Source organism: Lysinibacillus sp. NPDC047702 (assembly GCF_050272555.1).
Classification (GTDB): Bacteria; Bacillota; Bacilli; order Bacillales_A; family Planococcaceae; genus Lysinibacillus.
Window position 1 is genome coordinate 209,874 of record NZ_JBNNMG010000001.1, and the last position, 18,533, is coordinate 228,406.

General features: G+C 36.8%; 17 protein-coding genes and 1 pseudogene. 10 read left to right on the forward strand and 8 right to left on the reverse strand.

Translation table 11 applies throughout. The features are described from left to right. The first annotated feature begins 54 nt into the window (after positions 1 to 54). Positions 55 to 663 carry a phosphatase PAP2 family protein gene (locus tag ACQKIM_RS01100; RefSeq protein ID WP_427537768.1) on the forward strand — a complete coding sequence of 203 codons (609 nt, stop codon included), beginning with the start codon at positions 55 to 57 and terminating at the stop codon, positions 661 to 663. Positions 664 to 726: 63 nt separating this feature from the next. Here the strand turns inward: ACQKIM_RS01100 and ACQKIM_RS01105 are convergent, their stop codons facing one another. From ACQKIM_RS01105 to thrC, 3 genes are read right to left on the reverse strand one after another with little or no spacing between them, the layout of a single operon-like run. Next, complete coding sequence (locus ACQKIM_RS01105; RefSeq protein WP_427537771.1) at positions 727 to 1,413, reverse strand: 2-hydroxy-3-keto-5-methylthiopentenyl-1-phosphate phosphatase; 687 nt, start codon at positions 1,411 to 1,413, stop codon at positions 727 to 729. Positions 1,414 to 1,467: 54 nt separating this feature from the next. Next, positions 1,468 to 2,361, reverse strand: coding sequence for a homoserine kinase (gene thrB, locus ACQKIM_RS01110; protein WP_427537774.1), 894 nt, complete (start codon positions 2,359 to 2,361; stop codon positions 1,468 to 1,470). Continuing rightward, positions 2,358 to 3,410, reverse strand: a complete 1,053-nt coding sequence (gene thrC / locus ACQKIM_RS01115) for a threonine synthase (RefSeq protein WP_427537777.1) — start codon at positions 3,408 to 3,410, stop codon at positions 2,358 to 2,360. The genes thrB and thrC overlap by 4 nt, the downstream gene beginning before the upstream one ends. Positions 3,411 to 3,614: 204 nt before the next feature. Between thrC and ACQKIM_RS01120 the strand changes: the two genes are divergently transcribed. Continuing rightward, a complete protein-coding gene (locus ACQKIM_RS01120; protein ID WP_427537780.1) occupies positions 3,615 to 4,844 on the forward strand; it encodes an MFS transporter in 1,230 nt (409 codons plus the stop codon). Between the two features lie 412 nt (positions 4,845 to 5,256). Then, positions 5,257 to 6,120, forward strand: coding sequence for a MurR/RpiR family transcriptional regulator (locus tag ACQKIM_RS01125; RefSeq protein WP_427537783.1), 864 nt, complete (start codon positions 5,257 to 5,259; stop codon positions 6,118 to 6,120). A gap of 101 nt (positions 6,121 to 6,221) precedes the next feature. On the opposite strand, the gene ACQKIM_RS01130 is transcribed toward ACQKIM_RS01125, so the two are convergent. Beyond that, positions 6,222 to 7,025: an N-acetyltransferase family protein gene (locus ACQKIM_RS01130; RefSeq protein WP_427537786.1), complete on the reverse strand. Its 804-nt coding sequence runs from the start codon at positions 7,023 to 7,025 to the stop codon at positions 6,222 to 6,224. Positions 7,026 to 7,438: 413 nt separating this feature from the next. Between ACQKIM_RS01130 and ACQKIM_RS01135 the strand changes: the two genes are divergently transcribed. After that, the gene (locus ACQKIM_RS01135) at positions 7,439 to 8,365 is read left to right on the forward strand and encodes a manganese-dependent inorganic pyrophosphatase (protein ID WP_427537789.1); all 927 of its coding nucleotides are present in this window, start codon (positions 7,439 to 7,441) and stop codon (positions 8,363 to 8,365) included. 342 nt (positions 8,366 to 8,707) lie between these two features. Here ACQKIM_RS01135 and ACQKIM_RS01140 read toward each other — a convergent pair whose 3' ends face one another. Together ACQKIM_RS01140 and ACQKIM_RS01145 are read right to left on the reverse strand one after the other, a co-directional pair. Beyond that, positions 8,708 to 8,929, reverse strand: coding sequence for a hypothetical protein (locus tag ACQKIM_RS01140; protein ID WP_427537792.1), 222 nt, complete (start codon positions 8,927 to 8,929; stop codon positions 8,708 to 8,710). A 150-nt stretch (positions 8,930 to 9,079) separates the two neighbouring features. Next, positions 9,080 to 10,459, reverse strand: coding sequence for an FAD-dependent oxidoreductase (locus ACQKIM_RS01145; RefSeq protein WP_427537795.1), 1,380 nt, complete (start codon positions 10,457 to 10,459; stop codon positions 9,080 to 9,082). Between the two features lie 129 nt (positions 10,460 to 10,588). Here ACQKIM_RS01145 and ACQKIM_RS01150 point away from each other — a divergent pair, with 129 nt between their 5' ends. The 3 genes from ACQKIM_RS01150 (at position 10,589) to ACQKIM_RS01160 (ending at position 14,748) form a co-directional block, all read left to right on the forward strand. Next, positions 10,589 to 11,296, forward strand: a complete 708-nt coding sequence (locus ACQKIM_RS01150) for a DsbA family oxidoreductase (protein WP_427537798.1) — start codon at positions 10,589 to 10,591, stop codon at positions 11,294 to 11,296. Between the two features lie 159 nt (positions 11,297 to 11,455). Continuing rightward, positions 11,456 to 12,082, forward strand: coding sequence for an FMN-dependent NADH-azoreductase (locus ACQKIM_RS01155; RefSeq protein WP_427537801.1), 627 nt, complete (start codon positions 11,456 to 11,458; stop codon positions 12,080 to 12,082). Positions 12,083 to 12,387: 305 nt separating this feature from the next. After that, the gene (locus tag ACQKIM_RS01160; protein ID WP_427537804.1) at positions 12,388 to 14,748 is read left to right on the forward strand and encodes a bifunctional 2',3'-cyclic-nucleotide 2'-phosphodiesterase/3'-nucleotidase; all 2,361 of its coding nucleotides are present in this window, start codon (positions 12,388 to 12,390) and stop codon (positions 14,746 to 14,748) included. A 24-nt stretch (positions 14,749 to 14,772) separates the two neighbouring features. Here the strand turns inward: ACQKIM_RS01160 and ACQKIM_RS01165 are convergent, their stop codons facing one another. Both ACQKIM_RS01165 and ACQKIM_RS01170 read right to left on the reverse strand, forming a co-directional pair. Then, positions 14,773 to 15,141, reverse strand: coding sequence for a DUF2500 domain-containing protein (locus ACQKIM_RS01165; protein ID WP_427537807.1), 369 nt, complete (start codon positions 15,139 to 15,141; stop codon positions 14,773 to 14,775). Between the two features lie 36 nt (positions 15,142 to 15,177). Continuing rightward, positions 15,178 to 15,705 (reverse strand): YceI family protein, encoded by a 528-nt coding sequence (locus tag ACQKIM_RS01170; RefSeq protein WP_427537810.1) that lies wholly within the window; start codon positions 15,703 to 15,705, stop codon positions 15,178 to 15,180. 501 nt (positions 15,706 to 16,206) lie between these two features. Between ACQKIM_RS01170 and ACQKIM_RS01175 the strand changes: the two genes are divergently transcribed. The 3 genes and pseudogenes from ACQKIM_RS01175 to ACQKIM_RS01185 all read left to right on the forward strand — a co-directional run bounded on the left by ACQKIM_RS01175 (position 16,207) and on the right by ACQKIM_RS01185 (position 18,336). After that, positions 16,207 to 16,512, forward strand: coding sequence for a winged helix-turn-helix transcriptional regulator (locus ACQKIM_RS01175; RefSeq protein WP_054771027.1), 306 nt, complete (start codon positions 16,207 to 16,209; stop codon positions 16,510 to 16,512). Between the two features lie 187 nt (positions 16,513 to 16,699). Beyond that, positions 16,700 to 17,614 (forward strand): UDP-N-acetylmuramate dehydrogenase, encoded by a 915-nt coding sequence (murB, locus tag ACQKIM_RS01180; RefSeq protein WP_427537813.1) that lies wholly within the window; start codon positions 16,700 to 16,702, stop codon positions 17,612 to 17,614. 55 nt (positions 17,615 to 17,669) lie between these two features. Then, positions 17,670 to 18,336 (forward strand): annotated as a pseudogene (locus ACQKIM_RS01185) (exodeoxyribonuclease III). Positions 18,337 to 18,533: the final 197 nt, after the last annotated feature.

The following is an 18,533-nucleotide window of genomic DNA, read 5'->3' on the forward strand; positions in this document are numbered from 1 at the left end:
GATATGATGTGGAAAATAAAACAGCAGGAATAGCAATATGAGGTGAAGTAAGATATGAAAACTTTGGTATATCCATTAGCATTATTAACACTAATTATCTACTGTGTGCTACAAGCTACTTTTCAAAGTAATTCTATTGAAAATTTCGATACACAAATGGCAGAGCTACTTTTCGGGAATCGTCCTATTGAATTTTTTCATTATATTGGAGAGCCTGCATTTGTAGTTGCTGTAGCCCTTGTTTTAATTGTTTATTTAGCCTGGCAGGCAAAAAATTATAGAGGGATTTTATTTGTATTGTTAACGGTAGCGGGTGGTAATGTACTGAATCAAATTTTAAAAAAATGGGTGCAACGTCCCCGACCTGAAATCGAGGATCAACTAACATCCTTCAGTTTTCCATCTGGACATTCTATGACGGGAATTTTGTATTTATTCACAACAGCCTATATTTTATCGGAAAACAATAGTAAAGGACGTAAAATATTGCTTTGGATTGGCGCAATCATTTTAACTGTTCTTATTGGTTTGTCTCGAGTTGCTGGTGCGCGTCATTTTGCTTCTGATGTGTTAGCTGGCTGGAGCATGGGCTATACTTGGTTCATCATTTGTATGTTTTGGTATGAACGTCGTAAGCGATATTTTCAAAGAAATCAAAAATAACATGTAGAAAAGGGAGCTAGCTTAACAAGCATAGCTCCCTTTGCTGTATAGAAATTAAGCAGCTCATGATAAGGAAACAGCTTGTTCAACCCCAATAAGCTTTTTTACAACCTTTAAGCAGTCGTGAAATGTTTCGAATGGTTTATAGGGAAGATCAAGCTCTTTACAGCGTGTTATAAGATGATCTCTCGCAAGTACTAAATCTGCCTGTTTAGCAGCTTCAAAGTCAGATAGGGAGTCTCCAATCACAATTTTAAAATGATCACTCTGTGTAACCTTACGCATGACACTTGGCTTACAACAGCCGCAACCCTGCGTATTAAACTTAGAACAATCCTCATCACAACTGTTTGGAAAGACGAGCTTGATTTGCTGCCCCGAAAAATCAGCGCTATTACAATATATGCCTGAAAATGGTCCATATTTTTCTAACAGTGGTTCTATGAAAAAATCAACTCCACCACTAACGATATAAAATGGAATCTGATTTTCCTGTGCAAAGTTCACAAAATCCCCAAAACCCTCACGTAAAACGACCGTATCTAATAAATAGTCGATTACAGCTTCTTTTTGGTTACTTGACAATAGCTCGAACATTGCTGAAACACCCTCTTTAAAGGATATGGTTTGTTCCATCATTGCTTTTGCGATTTTCTCAGAATCCTCTGGTACGAATTGAATCATAAGTGAGACGATATTATCAGTTTCTGTTATAGTGCCATCGAAATCACAGAAAATAATTGGTTTCAAGCTACTTCCTCCTTCAAGAAAAAACGTCTACTTTTTCAGTAGACGTTTAATACATTACTTTACTTGTATACCATGTTCATCGGCTTTTGTTAAGATAATTTGATGTTCTGGGAATTGATTTTTCATAATCTTTACAAAATCGTCAGCAATTGTGGTTGGAATAATAGAAATAAGCGTTGGTCCTGCCCCACTTAATGCTGTTCCAAAAGCACCATTCGCCTTCGCCGCTTCATGAATTTCTGTATAGTTTGGAATTAATTTTGCACGGAATGGCTCATGGAATAAGTCAGCTTCCATATAGCGGCCTGCCCGCTCGAAATCACGTGCCATTAATGCAGCTGCTAACATATTGGCATTTGCTGAAGCATGCACTGCATATGTGCGATCAAATTGCTCTGGTAACACAGAACGAGATTCACTTGTTTTTAGTTCAACATCAGGCACAAAAACAACAAAGGCAGTGTCAATATCATTGACATGGAATGTATCGACAACGCCATTCTCATCCATTGAAGAAATGGTTAAGCCGCCTAATACTGAGGCAGTTGCATTATCTGGGTGTCCTTCGATTTGTGAGGATAAATTAAGTTTATCCTGTACAGATAAGCCTAACTCACAAACTTGGTTAGCAAGCTCAATACCAGCTACTATAACGGCCGCGCTGCTTCCTAAACCACGGGCTAATGGAAGCTCGCTTGCCATCTCTACACGACAGGCAGGGAGCTGCTTACCGAATTGATCAGCAATTTTTTTGGCAATTACGTATAGTAAATGCTCTTCTAACTCAAACTCTTTAGGACCATTATCATCGAGGTGGATAATTTCCCAGTTTTCTTGAACAGAAACAGTTAGTTTTAAGTAAAGGGACAAGCCAAGTCCTATTGAATCAAAGCCAGGGCCTAGATTGGCTGTGCTCCCAGGAACTGAGATTTGCCACATTTTACTCATAGTACGCCCTCAATATATTGGCGAATTTCTTCTTCATTATTTTTAAGAGAAACAACCTCTACTGTTGAAACATTCATGGCAGTATCGGGATCTTTTAGTCCATTACCTGTAAATACTGTAACAACCTTCGAGCCTTTAGCGATTTTACCATTTTCAACGGATTTAATAACACCGGCCAAAGAGGCAGCAGAACCAGGTTCAACGAAAATGCCTTCTGTACCAGCAATTAATTTATAGGCTGCGACAATTTCTTCGTCTGTTACGGAATCAATAATGCCGCCAGACTCATCCCGAGCCGCCTCTGCTAATTTCCAGCTTGCAGGATTTCCTATACGAATTGCTGTTGCCACAGTTTCTGGTTCAGCAATTGGTTCTCCTTTTACAATGGCAGCGGCACCTTCTGCTTCAAAGCCATACATCTTTGGAAGACCGCAGTTTTTTGCACTGTTGTATTCTTTAAAGCCTTTCCAGTATGCAGTAATGTTACCTGCGTTACCAACAGGGATGCATAGATAATCTGGTGCTGCACCTAAAGCATCTACTATTTCAAATGATGCTGTTTTTTGCCCTTCAATGCGATATGGATTTACTGAGTTTACAAGAGCTACAGGAGTAGTTTCACTTACTTGACGAACAATGTTTAAGGCATCGTCAAAGTTTCCGTCGATTTCGATAATCTTTGCACCATACATTGTTGCCTGTGCCAGCTTACCTAGAGCTACTTTGCCCTTAGGAATAACTACAATAGACTGGATTCCAGCACGCGTTGCATAAGCAGCAGCTGCGGCTGAAGTGTTACCTGTAGACGCACAAATTACGCATTTGCTTCCATCTTCAATTGCCTTTGCAACGGCAAATACCATACCTCTATCTTTAAATGAGCCTGTTGGATTTGCCCCTTCGATTTTTCCATAAAGCTCAATCCCAAGTTCTTTAGATAGGTTTACCAAATGTATAAGAGGTGTATTACCTTCATTTAAAGTTAGGGCAGGTGTATTTTCTGTTACGGGTAAAAATTGTTTATATTCTTCAATTAGGCCTTTCCACATAACGTTTACGATCTCCTTTTGTTCTTATAGAAAGAACAGTTGTTTTTATATAAAAGACATTTTAACGCAAATCGTACTATATTTTCAATAGCATTTCAGAAATTGTCGAAACAATTCGGTAATTTGAATATTGCTTGTCACTTTCTTGAAACAACTGTATAGTATACACATAATGTAAAGTCAAGTGTAAAGACAGGTGGTTAAATGACAACAAACGGGGTTACAACAAATAAGCCTCAACAATCTATCTCACGTAACAAGCTTTTAGGGGTAGCGGGCGTTGGCTGGCTTTTCGATGCAATGGATGTAGGAATTTTATCGTTCGTCATTGCAGCCTTAGCTGCTGATTGGGGGCTGGAACCAAATCAATCAGGTTGGATAGGCAGCATTAATTCTATTGGGATGGCTGTAGGGGCACTCGTTTTCGGTGTATTTGCAGATAAAGTGGGCAGAAAGCAAATCTTTATGTGGACATTGGTATTGTTTTCAATTGCAAGCGGTCTGTCCGCATTTACAACTACTTTATTTGGATTTATGGCCTTGCGCTTTTTAGTAGGCATGGGGCTTGGAGGAGAGCTTCCTGTTGCCTCAACATTAGTCTCTGAGAGTGTTGAAGCTAAGGAAAGAGGAAGAGTAGTTGTTTTACTAGAAAGCTTCTGGGCAGCAGGATGGTTAATTGCTGCATTGATATCATATTTTGTTATTCCTACATGGGGATGGCGTGTTGCTTTATTGTTAACAGCGCTTCCAGCAGTATATGCAATTTATCTTCGCTGGCATTTACCAGATTCACCTCAGTTTACTGTAAAAGCAGAATCGAAGAAACGTAGTATAAGACAAAATATTGTGGAAGTATGGTCGAAGAAATATGCGCGTTCCACTTTTATGCTGTGGGTGCTATGGTTCACGGTAGTATTCTCATATTATGGAATGTTTTTATGGCTCCCTAGTGTAATGGTTGGTAAAGGCTTTGATATGATCTCTAGCTTTAAGTATGTGCTAATTATGACACTTGCTCAGCTGCCAGGTTATTTTACAGCAGCGTGGTTTATAGAAAGATTTGGTCGGAAATTTGTACTTGTTTCCTATTTAATTGGAACAGCTGTAAGTGCTTTCATTTTTGGGAATGCTGAGACGCTGACAGCCTTGTTAACGTCTGGAATGTTTTTATCGTTCTTTAATTTAGGAGCATGGGGTGCTCTTTATGCTTATACCCCTGAGCAGTATCCGGCTGTGATTCGTGGTACAGGTGCAGGGATGGCAGCAGCTGTTGGTCGTATCGGTGGTATTTTTGGTCCTCTGCTTGTAGGTTCGTTATTAACAGCAGGTTATGATATTGGTTTTATTTTTACAATTTTCTGTGGAGCAATCATTATTGGTGTTCTAGGAGTGCTATTTTTAGGAAAAGAAACCAAACAAATCGAATTAGACTAATAAAATTAGGAATGTCTTGGATTAATAATAGTCCAAGACATTTAATTTTTGGTTAAGTAAGGTGGTGCTATCTTGCAACGAAAAGCTATTAATTATTGCTCTTTTAATACATAAAAATTAGTTTTTGTTAATTTTTATACAATTATTTTCTTGAATCTGTTAAAATAACAAATCAATATATATTTCCTTCCAATAAATTAAGTTGATAAAGATTCTGGGGTTAGTGAAAATATAACGATTTTATGTCAATTTATTGCGAACTATCATATTAGCAAGTTGAAGCGCTAAAGATTTTTCTGAAAAGTCATTGTATTCAAATTGTAATCGTGATACTGTATTTTTAATCGAATTTAGAGTCAGTAGTAAACAATCTCCATTCGTGATAATTTCATTGAAAGAAAGGTTGTTAGGGATGAGCATTAATGAAGAAATAAAAAGAAGGTTTGTAAGGCTATCAAAGGGACAACGTAAAGTTGCACAATTTGTTATGGACAACCCCACAGCTGTGATTGGTAACGGAGCCGCTGAGGTCGGGAGGCAAGCAAATGTCAGTGAATCGACTGTTATCCGTTTTTGCTATGCGATGGATTTATCGGGTTATGTAGAGCTTCAGGAAGAAATTAGAGGTTATTTAATGTCTCAAAATGGGACAACTCTTCAACCTACATATACTTCAAATAAGCAACAAAACACAAGCTTTGGCAAGGTTATGCAACGTGATAGTCAAAATATTCAAGATACCATCCATCTAATTAATGATAGTATGTTACAGAAAAGTTCAAAATGGATGCATAAGGCTGATAATATTTATATTTTAGGCACCCGTCAAGCTGCATCTATTGCTAACTGGCTATCATACACACTAAGAACTTTACGTTCTAACGTTAAGCAGCTTCGTTCAGATTCCGATGATATTGTTCAACAAATTAATAGTATGGGAGAGCATACAACGTTAATCGTTTTCTCTTGTGATAAGCATACAAACGATATAAAAACGATCGTTGAAATTGCAAAGATGAAGAAGGTAAAGATTATTGCTATTACTGGATCAGCGTTGTCGCCTGTTCGTGATTATGCAAGTGCAATATTTGCGCTTGGTATGAAGAATCAAACGTCTCTGGATATTGTTCCCGTTTTATTTTCGTTTCTACATGCGTTAATTGAGGAAATGGTCAATCAAGATAAAGTGCAGTATGAGAAATATCAGCAATCCTATGAACAAGTAGAAAATAATTTATTATTCCTAGATGCTGCAAGAGAAAAGCAAGTTTTCTAAGGCTTTACAACGCGTAGATTTGTTACTGATCTATGCGTTTTTTTTGAGAAAGGAGATAAAAAAAGATGCCCAAATAAGTTTTAGACACCTTGAAAAGAAGCTTATAAAATTTTACTTAAGCTGTATTCGTTCATGTAGCGACCATCTAACTTAATGGCGTTTTTTCGAATACCTTCTTGCTGAAAACCTAATTTTCTGAATAAATTTAAGGCAATATCATTATGCTCCATAACGGACAACTCTAAGCGTGAAATATCTCGCTGTTTAGACCATTTCTCAACTGCCTCCATAAGTGCCAAACCAATCCCTTTTCCTTGATACTCTTCCTTAACAGCTAGGTGAATAGATGCAACGTGTTTATTTTTAGAATGCTTGTAGCCATGGATAACTGCATAGCCGGCAAAACTGCCATTTAATACACAAAGTAAAATTGTTCTGTTTCTTAGTTGCTTCCAGTAGGTTAAGTTTTTTCGAAGCTGTTGTACAGTTAAATCCAATTCATCTTGAACGTTATACATAAAGTCAGTTTGCTCAAAAATCTCTTCCTGTAGATGTATAAAAGATCTAGCATCGGAAGCCTCTATTGCTCGGATTATGTATGCAGATGGAATGTCTTCATCTTTAGAGATATTATTTGCTGTAGCCTTCATTTGTGTACGTGAGAAGGTTACACTAGTTCCAAGTTTAATATCAATGACGTAGTATCCTGCATTTGTCCATGACAAATAATGTGTAAGAGGAGGCTTTGTTTTTTTCCACCAGCTTTTATTCAGGTAAGCTGCATTTGGTAAGGCTTGTCCCATAATATTTTCTAGTTCGCTAAAGGATAAAGTAATTTCTTGTTGTAAAGCTACTTCAAAATAATTTGCTAAAGGAATATACTTTTTTTCCATCTTCTTTGTCATTGTAATCCCCATTTCCTGTATATCCTAAAATATAGACTATCTGATAATAGCATAAATTTATGGTTTCTTAAATATAAAAACGCAACTATATATCTATTTATTGCAATTATTTTTAATGAAGTATTTATTATTAATAATAAATGTTAAAAATAGGATGGTAAAAAAAGATAATAATATAGTTGTTGAGGATAATATTTACCTTATAGATGCATAGTTTTATCTTCTTTAACCTATGGGAAAAGTATGATATTTGATGGATTGAAGCTATTTTAATATACAAAAAATATCAGATGGATTTTTAATACAAATATATTGCAAGCACTGATAGACAAAGTTTTACTTTCTATCACGATAGTTCATAGGGTATGATAAAATAAAATAAATGTTATTGCTATTTAGGAGGAGTAATTTTAATGAGTAAAGTTTTAGTTTTTGGTCATAAAAATCCAGATACAGACACAATTACATCTGCTATTGTCTATGCATACTTAAAGCAACAAATAGGGGTAGATGCAGAAGCAGTACGTCTAGGAGAAGTAAATAACGAAACACAGTTTGCTTTAGATAAATTCGACTTTGAGGCACCGCGTTCCATCTCAACAGTAGTAGGAGAAGCAGAACAAGTAATTCTTGTAGACCACAATGAATTCCAACAATCTGCTGATGGCATTGAAGAAGTGCAAATTACAGAGGTTATCGATCATCACCGTATTGCAAACTTCCAAACAGCTGATCCTTTATACTACCGTGCAGAACCTGTTGGCTGTACTGCTACAATTCTAAATAAAATCTTCAAGGAAAACAGTGTTGAAATACCTGCAAATATTGCAGGATTAATGCTTTCTGCTATTGTTTCAGACACATTACTATTCAAATCACCTACTTGCACAGAGCAAGATATAAAAGCTGGTAATGAATTAGCAGCGATTGCAGGAGTTGACATTGCGGAGTACGGATTAGCAATGTTGAAAGCAGGTGCTGACCTTTCAGATAAATCATTAGAGGATCTTTTATCATTAGATGCGAAAGAGTTCCAGTTTGGGGAATATAAATCTGTAGTTGCTCAGGTGAACGCTGTTGATATGAATGATGTGCTTGGACGCCAAGAGGAATTAGAAATTTTATTAAATAAAAACGTTGCAGAAAATGGATTAGATTTATTCTTCTTTGTTGTGACAGATATTTTAAATAATGATTCAACGGCAGTTGCAATTGGACAAGTAGCGGAGGCAGCAGCAAAAGGATTTGGAGCTGAGCTAGTAAGTAATCGTGTTATTTTACCAGGTGTAGTATCTCGTAAAAAACAAATTGTACCAGTTTTAACGGACGCATTGAAATAATAAAGAAAAGAGGTTGTCTTTAAAAAAGACAGCCTCTTTTCATAGTGTTGAAAAACTAAATGGTCAAGGGACTCTTTGTGAACACTACTAATTCAAATGAAGGTGATTTCCGTTCCAGGCTACTCGCTTTGCCGCTGACGCTTCGCTTTCGCGCAGAGCAAGGGCTTCCTGTGGGCGAGCGACGAGCCGCTTCCTGCGCTGGAGGAACGAAGACTAAATGCGTCACGTCCTGTGACAATTTATCTGTGCGAAAGCGTAGCGACAGCAACAACGCCTTCGTGACCAACATCGTGTTGGCCTCAGTTTCTTGTCTGTCTCGCTATCCCACAATAGTGTAGAACTTTAAATATTTTCTTCCCTCAAAAGTAAAGTGAAGTAAAAGTGCACAATATAAATGATGGCTAAGACTTCAAATTTATCACTATTATCACTATATATTTGTGTGAATTGCCAATAGAAAATACTATGAGCAACGGTTGATTGGAGTGTAGACTGAGTGACTCCTCGGGGATTCAGCGTCACAGATGAGACCCTGGAGCGAGCAACGCGAGTGAAGCGGCTCATCGGACGCCCCCAGGAAAGCACTCAGTCGGAACGGAGATCAACCCCTCGTTTTGAAAAAGGGCTATACTTTTTGATTTGTCACCTTGATGTCATTGACATAATAGTATTTCAACAACATGAAGAGGTTGTCTTTAAAAAAGACAGCCTCTTTTATTCTAATTTTAATGGTTGTACAGCGGGACCTTCAAGAACATCTCCTTTGGCACTAAAGCGGGAGCCATGACAAGGGCAATCCCAAGTTTCATCAGCTTCATTCCATTTTGTTTTACAGCCTAAATGCGTGCAAGTTGGTGCATTGGCATGTCTAAGATAGCCACTGACAAATTCCTTGGCTACATATCCTCCTACCTTAAGCATTTGCATAAATTGAGCACCAAATTTTGTACGTGCTGGTGAATAGAGAGCAATTGCACCGTCTTCACTCCTTGAACCTGTAATTAAGGAAGATAATATATCTCCAGCTACAAATGAATTGGAGATCCCCCATTTACGGTAACCCGTTGCAATAAGGACATTAGGCAACGATTTTGTAATTCTTCCTACATAAGGAATCATGTCAGGTGTTTCAATATCCTGAGCGGACCAACGGTAGATTGGTTCTTGATCGAAATGTGCCTTCATTTCTCCTTCAATGGCCTCATAATAGGGTTCTGTATTCGCTGTTCCACCTGCAATATGGTTAGCGCCACCTAGCACTAAATAATGCTCATTGTTAATGGTTGCGGTACGAATTGAACGAGATGGGAAATCCACGCTGAGATATTGTCCTTGCATCGTATCATTAACTTTGCTAGCAGCCATATATGAACGGCTATTTGAAAGCTTAAAAAGCTGTAGCCCTTTAAAGGCTTCAATGGGGTAGTGTGAACACAAAATAAGTTTGTTATATTGAACCGACATATTATTTTCGGTATGTAAATTATTTTGTGATATGTTTAATTGTTGCACACGGGTATTTGTATATAGTTTTGCACCCATTGATACTGCTTCTTTTGTAAGGAAATTACAGACCTCCACTGGATTTATTTGTGCCTGCTGCGACATACTAAGTGCTTTTGTAATTGGGAAAGGAAGCTCTGTTTCAGAAGTAATCTTTGCTTTGATATTTAAAACTTTATAGGCATTCCATTCTTTCAATAACTGTGCATATCCTGTTTTTGTTTGGCAATAGAGTAATGAATCTACTTGCTGAACATTATTCTTTGGAAGTAATTGCATCGCCTTTTCAATAGCCAACTGATTGAGCTGGTAATAAAGCTTGGCCTCTTCTACTGATAGCTTTTCAATAATTTCCGAATAAACTAAGTTATGCTGAGCAGTTAATTTACCTGTTGAATGACCAGTTGTACCATGGCCTAAATGTGTATTTGCTTCAAGTAAGACTACGTCAACACCCGATTTAGCTAAGACATAGGCAGTATAGAGACCCGTCAAGCCTCCGCCGATAATGCATACATCACAAGTTGTAGAAGCATTCAGAGATGTTAAGGAGATGGAATCAGATGTTGCGAGCCAAAGAGATTGTGTCATACATAAAACCCTCACATTGTTTTTACGTTCAGTATGTAGATTGGTTTGAAAATTTATGCAAAGAAGCATAAAAATTGCCTTGCTGTAAGGACTATAGCTACAATGTAGCAAAAAGGAGTGTGTTAGTTTATGAAAATTGAAATATGGTCAGATTATGTATGTCCATTTTGTTATATTGGAAAAAAACAGCTGGAGCAGGCAATAGAGGATACAGGGTTTGCAGGACAGGTGGAGCTTGTATATAAAAGCTATCAACTTGATCCAACAACACCTGTCGATACAAATGTATCCACGTATGAAGCTTTAGCGAAGAAATATGGGATGTCTTTAGAAAAAGCAAAGGAAATGACACAAGGTGTGGCTACTAGGGCAAAAGAGGTTGGTCTAAATTATAATTTCGATAAGCTAATGGAAGAAAATACATTAAAGGCACATCGTCTAGTGAAATGGGCGGAGCAGCAAGGAGATGCAACACCACTTGTGGAAGCACTCTTACATGGCTATTTTATCGAAGCAAAACGGATTGGGCAGGATAATGTATTAGTCGATATTGCTGAACAGATAGGTCTGAATCGTGATGAAGCTGCGAAGATTCTTGTGACTGATGAGTATAAAAGTGAGGTTGAATCGGACATTCAAGAAGGACTAGAGCTTGGTGTACGTGGTGTTCCGTTCTTCGTTCTTAATCGTAAGTATGGTATTTCTGGCGCACAACCTCAGGAAGTATTTGAAGATACTTTGCGTAAAGTAGCACAGGAAGAGGGCTTACAACCGGCATTAAAAATGGCCAGCACTGACGAAACTGGTGTATGTACAGACGAAAGCTGTAAGTTTTAAATTAAGGTAGTCATACATCAATATGCTATATAAATATTTCAGTCAAAAGTATGAGATTATTAGTGTTGACTTTTGACTGAAATTTTTTTAGACTAAGGAAGTCATATATCTCGAAATCAAGATATATTAAATTATGATTTTTAAGGGAGATTTTATATAATGAACGTTTTAGTAGTAAAAGCTAACAATCGACCAGATGGTATTTCAACAAAAATGTATGAGACATTTATGGAAAATGTACAAGGTGTTAATGTCACAACTTTTGACGTGTATAAAGAAGATATGCCTTATTTTGGTCAAGATCTTTTCAATGCTTTTGGTAAAGTACAAAATGGTGGAGAGTTAACTGACATCGAATCTCGTCTTTTAGCTGCAAAGCAAAAAGCGATGGATGCTTTAACTGCAGCTGATGTAGTTGTATTTGCTTTCCCACTTTGGAACCTAACAATTCCAGCTACATTACAAACCTTCATTGATTATGTATATCAAGCTGGATTCACATTCAAATATAATGAGCAAGGTCAAATGGTCAGCTTAATGACAGACAAAAAAGCAATTATTTTAAATGCTCGTGGTGGTTACTACTCTTCACCAGAAGCTCAACCATTGGAAATGGCAGTTAACTATATTAAAAATATTGCTGGCGGTGTATTTGGTATGGAAATTATCGAAGAAGTTGTTATTGAAGGACACAATGCTTCACCAGATAAAGCTCAAGAAATTATTGCAAATGGTCTAGAAGAAGTTAAAAAAGTAGCTCAATCTTTACAATCTGTCCATGCATAATCATTTAGTTTTTAAAAAAAGTTCTCTCAAATCTGGGAGAACTTTTTTTATTGGTATAGCAGAGGTATGGTAGTGGTATAGTGATCTGATATATTGATGCTATACACTTATTTTTAATTTACATTAAATAACATCATGTGGTGAAGAATAAGTGATAGTGGTATTAATTTATGCTTTTTCAGTAAAGTTCCTTATTAATCATTCAAAAGTACATACAAATAGGTCTATTTATTCGGTAAATATATTAATTAGTATAATATAATAGAAATCGTAGGAAAATATTAGACTTTTAAGGAGGCTGTTACATGAATAAGAAATTAATGGCTACATTCTTACCGATGTTACTTATTCTATTCACGTTGCTACCATTTGGGCTGTCTGCAAATGCTGCATCAAATGACGTGACACGTGGGGACTATGTGAAAGAATTAGTAGAGAAATTAAACGTTGAGCTTAGTGATGGTTCTAAATTGTCCTTCACGGATGTTCCAAAGGATTTAGCCCCTTATGTGGAAAAAGCAGTGGAACTGAACTTGATTAAGGGTAAAAGTGCCACATCGTTTGGACCAAATGATAAATTAACACGTCAACAGGCTTTTGTTATATCTGCCCGTGGACTAGTTAATGAGAACGCTTCACTTTCGGTGTTGGATAAATTCAAGGATGCCCATTTGATTGCTAAGACCCATAAACAAGATTTAGCAAATGCTGTTGCAGCAAATATTTTACAAGGCTTCGATGATAATACAATTCGCCCTCGTGACTATGTGACATCGGAGCAAATGCAAAGTATCGTAGAACGTTTTACAGCTGAATATAAATTACCGGTAGCTAAGACTACCATGGATCTACAAATTTTAGGGACAACAGATATCCATACAAACCTTGCTAATTATAATTATTACTTAGATGCTGAATCAGCCGATGTAGGATTAGCGAATACTGCCGCATTAATTGAGCAAGCACGTGCTGAGAATCCAAACACATTATTGTTCGATAATGGTGATTTAATTCAAGGAACGCCATTAGGCTCCTATAAGGCGTTAGAAAACGTATTAAAGCCTGGTGAAGTTCATCCAGCTATCGCAGCACTTAATGCACTGAAATATGATGGCGGTACGTTAGGTAACCACGAATTTAACTACGGTTTAGCGTTTTTAGATGAAGTATTAAACGATGCACAATATCCAGTCATAAATGCAAACACTTATGATGCTAAAACAAAAAAACATATGTATACGCCTTATGTCATTATAGATAAAGAGGTTGTTGATCATACAGGTAAAAAGCACACACTTAAAATAGGTGTTACAGGAATCGTACCTACAAAAATTGTTGAGTGGGATGCGATTCATTTAGCAGGTAAAGTTGATATGCAAGAACCTGTTGAAGCGGTAAAAGAAGTTGTGCCAGAAATGCAAAAAGCAGGCGCAGATGTAATTGTCGTTCTTTCACATTCAGGTATTGGTGAAGATACGTATGTGGAGGGCGCGGAAAACGTTGGTTATCAAATTGCTGATATCGAAGGAATTGATGCTTTAATTACAGGTCACTCTCATTTAACTTTCCCAGGTGACTATAAGGATTTAAAAAATGTAGATCAAGAAAAAGGGACAATTAATGGTGTACCTACTGTTATGGCAGGTAGCTACGGTAGTCATCTTGGTGTTATTGACTTAAAGCTAGAGCTACAGGGCTCAAAATGGGTTGTTGTGGATGGACAAGGTTCTATTCGTTCTATTAAAAAAGAGGGATTACAGCCATCTAAAACAGTTTTAAATGCGATTAAGGATGCCCATGAAGGTACATTAAAGTATATTCGTCAACCTGTTGGTGAGACAACTGCACCAATCCATAGTTACTTCTCAATGGTACAAGATGATCCTTCTATTCAAATTGTTACGCAAGCGCAAAAATGGTTTATTGAAAAAGAATTAAAAGGTACTGCTGATGAAAAGACACCGCTGCTTTCTGCTGGTGCACCTTTCAAAGCAGGCTCTCGTAATAATCCTGCCGATTATACAAATATTCCCGTAGGTCCGCTTGCGATTAAAAATATGGCGGATATTTACCATTATGACAACACTGTCGCAACAATTAAAGTGACAGGTGCTCAAGCCATTGAATGGTTAGAGATGGCTGCAGGTATTTTTGCAACAATTGATCCAAATAAAACGGAAGAGCAAAATATTATCGATTCAGAAGCACGTTCTTATAATTTCGATGTGCTAGATGGTTTAACTTATCAAATTGATGTGACATCGCCAGCAAAATATGACCGTCGTGGCAATCTTGCTGATGAAAAGGCAAACCGTATTAAAAATGTACAGTACGCTGGTAAACCGATTGATTTAAAACAAGAATTCATCATTATTACAAATAATTACCGTGTTGGCGGCTCGTATGGAGCAACATTCAAAAATGCTAACGGCTCTAATGTAACGAACTATGCGTATGAAAATCGCCAAGCTGTTATTGATTACATTATGGACAATAAAACAATTAATCCTGCTGCGGATAATAACTGGTCGTTTGTACCATTCCCAGCAAATACAAAGGTTATTTACCAAACTGCTAAGGATGCTCAAAAGGTTATCCCAGTAGGTAGCTCTATTAAATATCTAGGAGATACTGAAGGCGGCTTCGGTAAATATTTAATTCAATAATAAAATTGAAAAGAAGAGCGCGAGTTAATCGCTGCTCTTCTTATTTTGCCGTTCAAATGTATGATATCGTGTGCCTTGAAACGTTAGTAATCCAAAGTCACCATCTGCAAGTAGTCCGAAATCACGACCATTCATTTTTAACTCTAGCCGATCACCGCTTTGTACCTCAAACGTTACATAATAGGATGTATGGGCACTAGAGTTACCAGAACCTCCACTAGTTTTGGATCGTTTCGTAACGACTTGAGCTGGTACTGTTAAAACAGGTGAATTATTGTTTTTTGACCATTGTAAAATGCCGTTAAAAACAGTGAACACGATACCCCCAATAACAATTATAAAAATTATTGTAATAAACATAGACGCAAATGAAAAATCATTAACCCAAAGCATAAGGTCCTCCTTACCTCGTTACAAAAAACAAAATTGTTATATAGGATTTATTTCAAGGTCGACAACAACATCAATCTCATCACTTATTAATACACCACCTGTTTCAAGTAACGTGTTATACACTAAATTAAATTCTCGACGGTCAATTTGTGCCTTTGCTTGGAAGCCATATACTTCCTGTGCCCAAGGATTTATGCCTTTTCCGGTATATACTGTAGTAAATATAATGGGCTTCGTTATGTTTTTAATAGTTAAATCACCTTGAATAGCATATTTTTTTTCTCCAAGTTTTTTGATTTCTGTAGATGTAAATAATATTTTAGGATAAACATCGGCATCGAAAAAGTCAGGAGATACAAGATGAACATCTCGATCGAAATTTTTTGTGGAAACACTAGCAACTGCAATGGTAAATGAAATGCTTCCACCTTCTGCTTGTTCAATATCTGGTAATGCTATTTCTGCATTGTACGATTCAAATGTACCATGTATTTTTGATATCATCATATGTCTCACTGAGAAACCAATCGTTGAATGGCTGAAATCAATTGTATACTTTTTCACTGGAAAATCCCCCTAAAAACAGTATCTTACAACGAATGATAGAGTAAAAAATTCAATGATTCAATGGATTACTCGTAAAAATTAGCAAAAATACTATGAATAATCGTGTAAATTGTGAATATTTAAAATTATTATAAGAAAAGTAATCATGAAAGTATGAATGTCTGCTTTCTATTTGACGTTAATTGAGAAAGTCTTGGCTTTTGAAATATTCATATTGTGAAGAGTGCAGGCATATAGTGAGTTGTCTTGTACATGATTGTTTTTCGACTACTGTGACTAAACGTTTATTTGAGACCAGGGTTAAGAGAAGGTTATAGTTAATCATTTAAGTTAATGTAAATTTCTGTACATTAACTTAAATAATACATAATTCAACTTAAACTTACTTTTAGTAATTAAATATATATCAGTAAATAAATTACTAGGTGTAAATAAGTTACTTCAAATTTACTTTTGTAAAAATAATCGTTACAATAGAATACATAAGAGGTGAAAAAAATGAATGAGACAACTTTATGTCCTCGTTTAGCTAAAGCAATGGATTTAATTGGAAAACGCTGGACAGGACTAATTTTATATCAACTATTAGATGGACCGCAGCGATTTAATGAAATTGAGTCTGCATTACCAGTAAGTGGTCGTTTGTTATCAGAACGCTTAAAGGAGCTGGAAAAAGAAGGACTGGTGGAGCGAAAAGTCTATTCAGAAGTTCCAGTACGTGTTGAGTATTCGTTAACTGATAAGGGTAAGGCGTTAGAAGGGGCTATTCGCAATATCGAATCATGGGCAACAAGTTGGCTTTAAGGGAAGTTGGCTAAATATGTTTCTTGGAATGGTCTTGAATTTTCTTTATAATATTCAACATCTCTGCACAGGGTGTATTGCAACCCATGAAAACGAGATAAAATACCCTTCATTTTACTTGTCAAATCGAGGTTCTAAATCCATACTAGTGTAGAGTAAGAAGGATGTTAGAAAGGAATTAGCTCTCATGACAAAAGAACAATGGGCATCGGATTTAGCACAAAGCATAAATCCAGCCAATATTAAATTAAATGAATCTTTACAGCAATATACGATGACTAAATTAGGCGGTAAGGCAGATGTTTTTGTTTTACCTGAAACAGAAGAAGAAGCGATATCAGTTATTCGCTATGCACACATAAATAATATTCCATTATTAATGTTAGGTAATGGGTCCAATATGGTCGTTCGTGATGGCGGACATCGAGGGATTGTTGTTACATTTTCATATTTAGATGAAATTCATATAGATGATGACCATGTTTACGCGCAAAGCGGTGCACTCATAAAGGACGTATCTAAATTAGCTGCTGCTGCTACTTTAACAGGCTTTGAATTTGCTTGTGGTATTCCAGGCTCAATTGGTGGAGCGATGGCTATGAATGCAGGAGCCTATGGTGGAGAAATTAAGGATATTATTATTTCCTCTAAAGTGTTAACTAAAGAAGGAGATGTTTTAATATTAAACAAAGAAGAGCTTGAACTAGGTTATCGTAAAAGTATAATTGCTAAAAAGGGTTACTATGTACTGTCATCCGAATTTCAGTTAGCTAAAGGTGTACAGGAAGAAATTGATGCTAAAATTGCAGATTTAACGTTTCAACGAGAATCTAAGCAGCCATTAGAATACCCATCTGCTGGGAGTGTTTTTAAGCGCCCTCCAGGTCACTTTGCAGGTAAGCTTATTCAAGATAGCGACTTACAAGGAAAGGGTGTAGGCGGTGCAGAGGTTTCAACGAAGCATGCAGGCTTTATTGTGAATAAAGGCACTGCCACAGCTTCTGATTATATCGCAACAATCCAAATGGTACAGAGGGTAGTTAAGGAAAAGTTCGGTATTGATTTGGAGACAGAAGTAAAAATAGTTGGTGATGACTTATAGCATACTACGCTCTTCGCTGATGGCGGGGGGCGTTTTTTTGAAGGGAGAGAAGAAAATGAAATTTATTTCTTGGAATGTCAATGGGATCAGAGCCTGTATAGGCAAAGGTTTTTTAGATTTTTTCAATAGCATGGATGCTGATTTTTTCTGTATTCAAGAAACGAAGTGTCAGGCAGGACAAGTTGAGCTATCTCTTGAAGGATATGAGCAATATTGGAACTACGCACAGAAGAAGGGCTACTCGGGAACGGCTATTTTTACAAAGCATACGCCGCTTTCTGTACAAAAACGCTCAGCGTGATTTAGCTCGATTATCTTTTCGTTTAGAGTGGGAGAGCCGAGTAGCTTTATATTTACAGGAGTTGAATGCCAAGAAGCCTATCGTATACTGTGGAGACTTAAATGTTGCACATATGGAAATTGATTTAAAAAATGCAAAATCGAATATTGGAAATTCTGGCTTTACATATGAAGAACGTGCCAAAATGACGGAGCTTTTAGCAAGTGGTTTTATCGATTCCTTCCGTCACCTACATCGTGATACAACAGACCGCTATACTTGGTGGTCTTATATGAATAAAGTGCGTGAACGCAATATTGGCTGGCGCATTGATTATTTTATTGTTTCTGAGAGATTAAAAGATAGCATAGAAGAGGCGAATATTCATGCGCACATTTTAGGAAGCGACCATTGTCCAATTGAATTACAGCTTCATATCTAGTATTAAAAAATCGTATTTTCCATTAGGGAAAATACGATTTTTCATGTTGTTGAAATACTATTATGTCAATGAAATCAAGGTGACAAATAAAAAAATATAGCTCTTTTTCAAAACGAGGGGTTGATCTCCGTTCCGACTGAGTGCTTTCCTGGGGGCGTCCGATGAGCCGCTTCACTCGCGTTGCTCGCTCCAGGGTC

Bases quoted from the DNA above. Each gene is read 5' to 3' on its own strand.
- ACQKIM_RS01155 (WP_427537801.1), top strand. From the start codon at position 11,456: ATGAACGTTTTAGTAGTAAAAGCTAACAATCGACCAGATGGTATTTCA.
- ACQKIM_RS01165 (WP_427537807.1), bottom strand. From the start codon at position 15,141: ATGCTTTGGGTTAATGATTTTTCATTTGCGTCTATGTTTATTACAATA.
- thrB (WP_427537774.1), bottom strand. From the start codon at position 2,361: ATGAGTAAAATGTGGCAAATCTCAGTTCCTGGGAGCACAGCCAATCTA.
- thrC (WP_427537777.1), bottom strand. From the start codon at position 3,410: ATGTGGAAAGGCCTAATTGAAGAATATAAACAATTTTTACCCGTAACA.
- ACQKIM_RS01150 (WP_427537798.1), top strand. From the start codon at position 10,589: ATGAAAATTGAAATATGGTCAGATTATGTATGTCCATTTTGTTATATT.
- ACQKIM_RS01120 (WP_427537780.1), top strand. From the start codon at position 3,615: ATGACAACAAACGGGGTTACAACAAATAAGCCTCAACAATCTATCTCA.
- ACQKIM_RS01160 (WP_427537804.1), top strand. From the start codon at position 12,388: ATGAATAAGAAATTAATGGCTACATTCTTACCGATGTTACTTATTCTA.
- ACQKIM_RS01135 (WP_427537789.1), top strand. From the start codon at position 7,439: ATGAGTAAAGTTTTAGTTTTTGGTCATAAAAATCCAGATACAGACACA.
- murB (WP_427537813.1), top strand. From the start codon at position 16,700: ATGACAAAAGAACAATGGGCATCGGATTTAGCACAAAGCATAAATCCA.
- ACQKIM_RS01175 (WP_054771027.1), top strand. From the start codon at position 16,207: ATGAATGAGACAACTTTATGTCCTCGTTTAGCTAAAGCAATGGATTTA.
- ACQKIM_RS01100 (WP_427537768.1), top strand. From the start codon at position 55: ATGAAAACTTTGGTATATCCATTAGCATTATTAACACTAATTATCTAC.
- ACQKIM_RS01130 (WP_427537786.1), bottom strand. From the start codon at position 7,025: ATGACAAAGAAGATGGAAAAAAAGTATATTCCTTTAGCAAATTATTTT.
- ACQKIM_RS01125 (WP_427537783.1), top strand. From the start codon at position 5,257: ATGAGCATTAATGAAGAAATAAAAAGAAGGTTTGTAAGGCTATCAAAG.
- ACQKIM_RS01145 (WP_427537795.1), bottom strand. From the start codon at position 10,459: ATGACACAATCTCTTTGGCTCGCAACATCTGATTCCATCTCCTTAACA.
- ACQKIM_RS01140 (WP_427537792.1), bottom strand. From the start codon at position 8,929: ATGAGCCGCTTCACTCGCGTTGCTCGCTCCAGGGTCTCATCTGTGACG.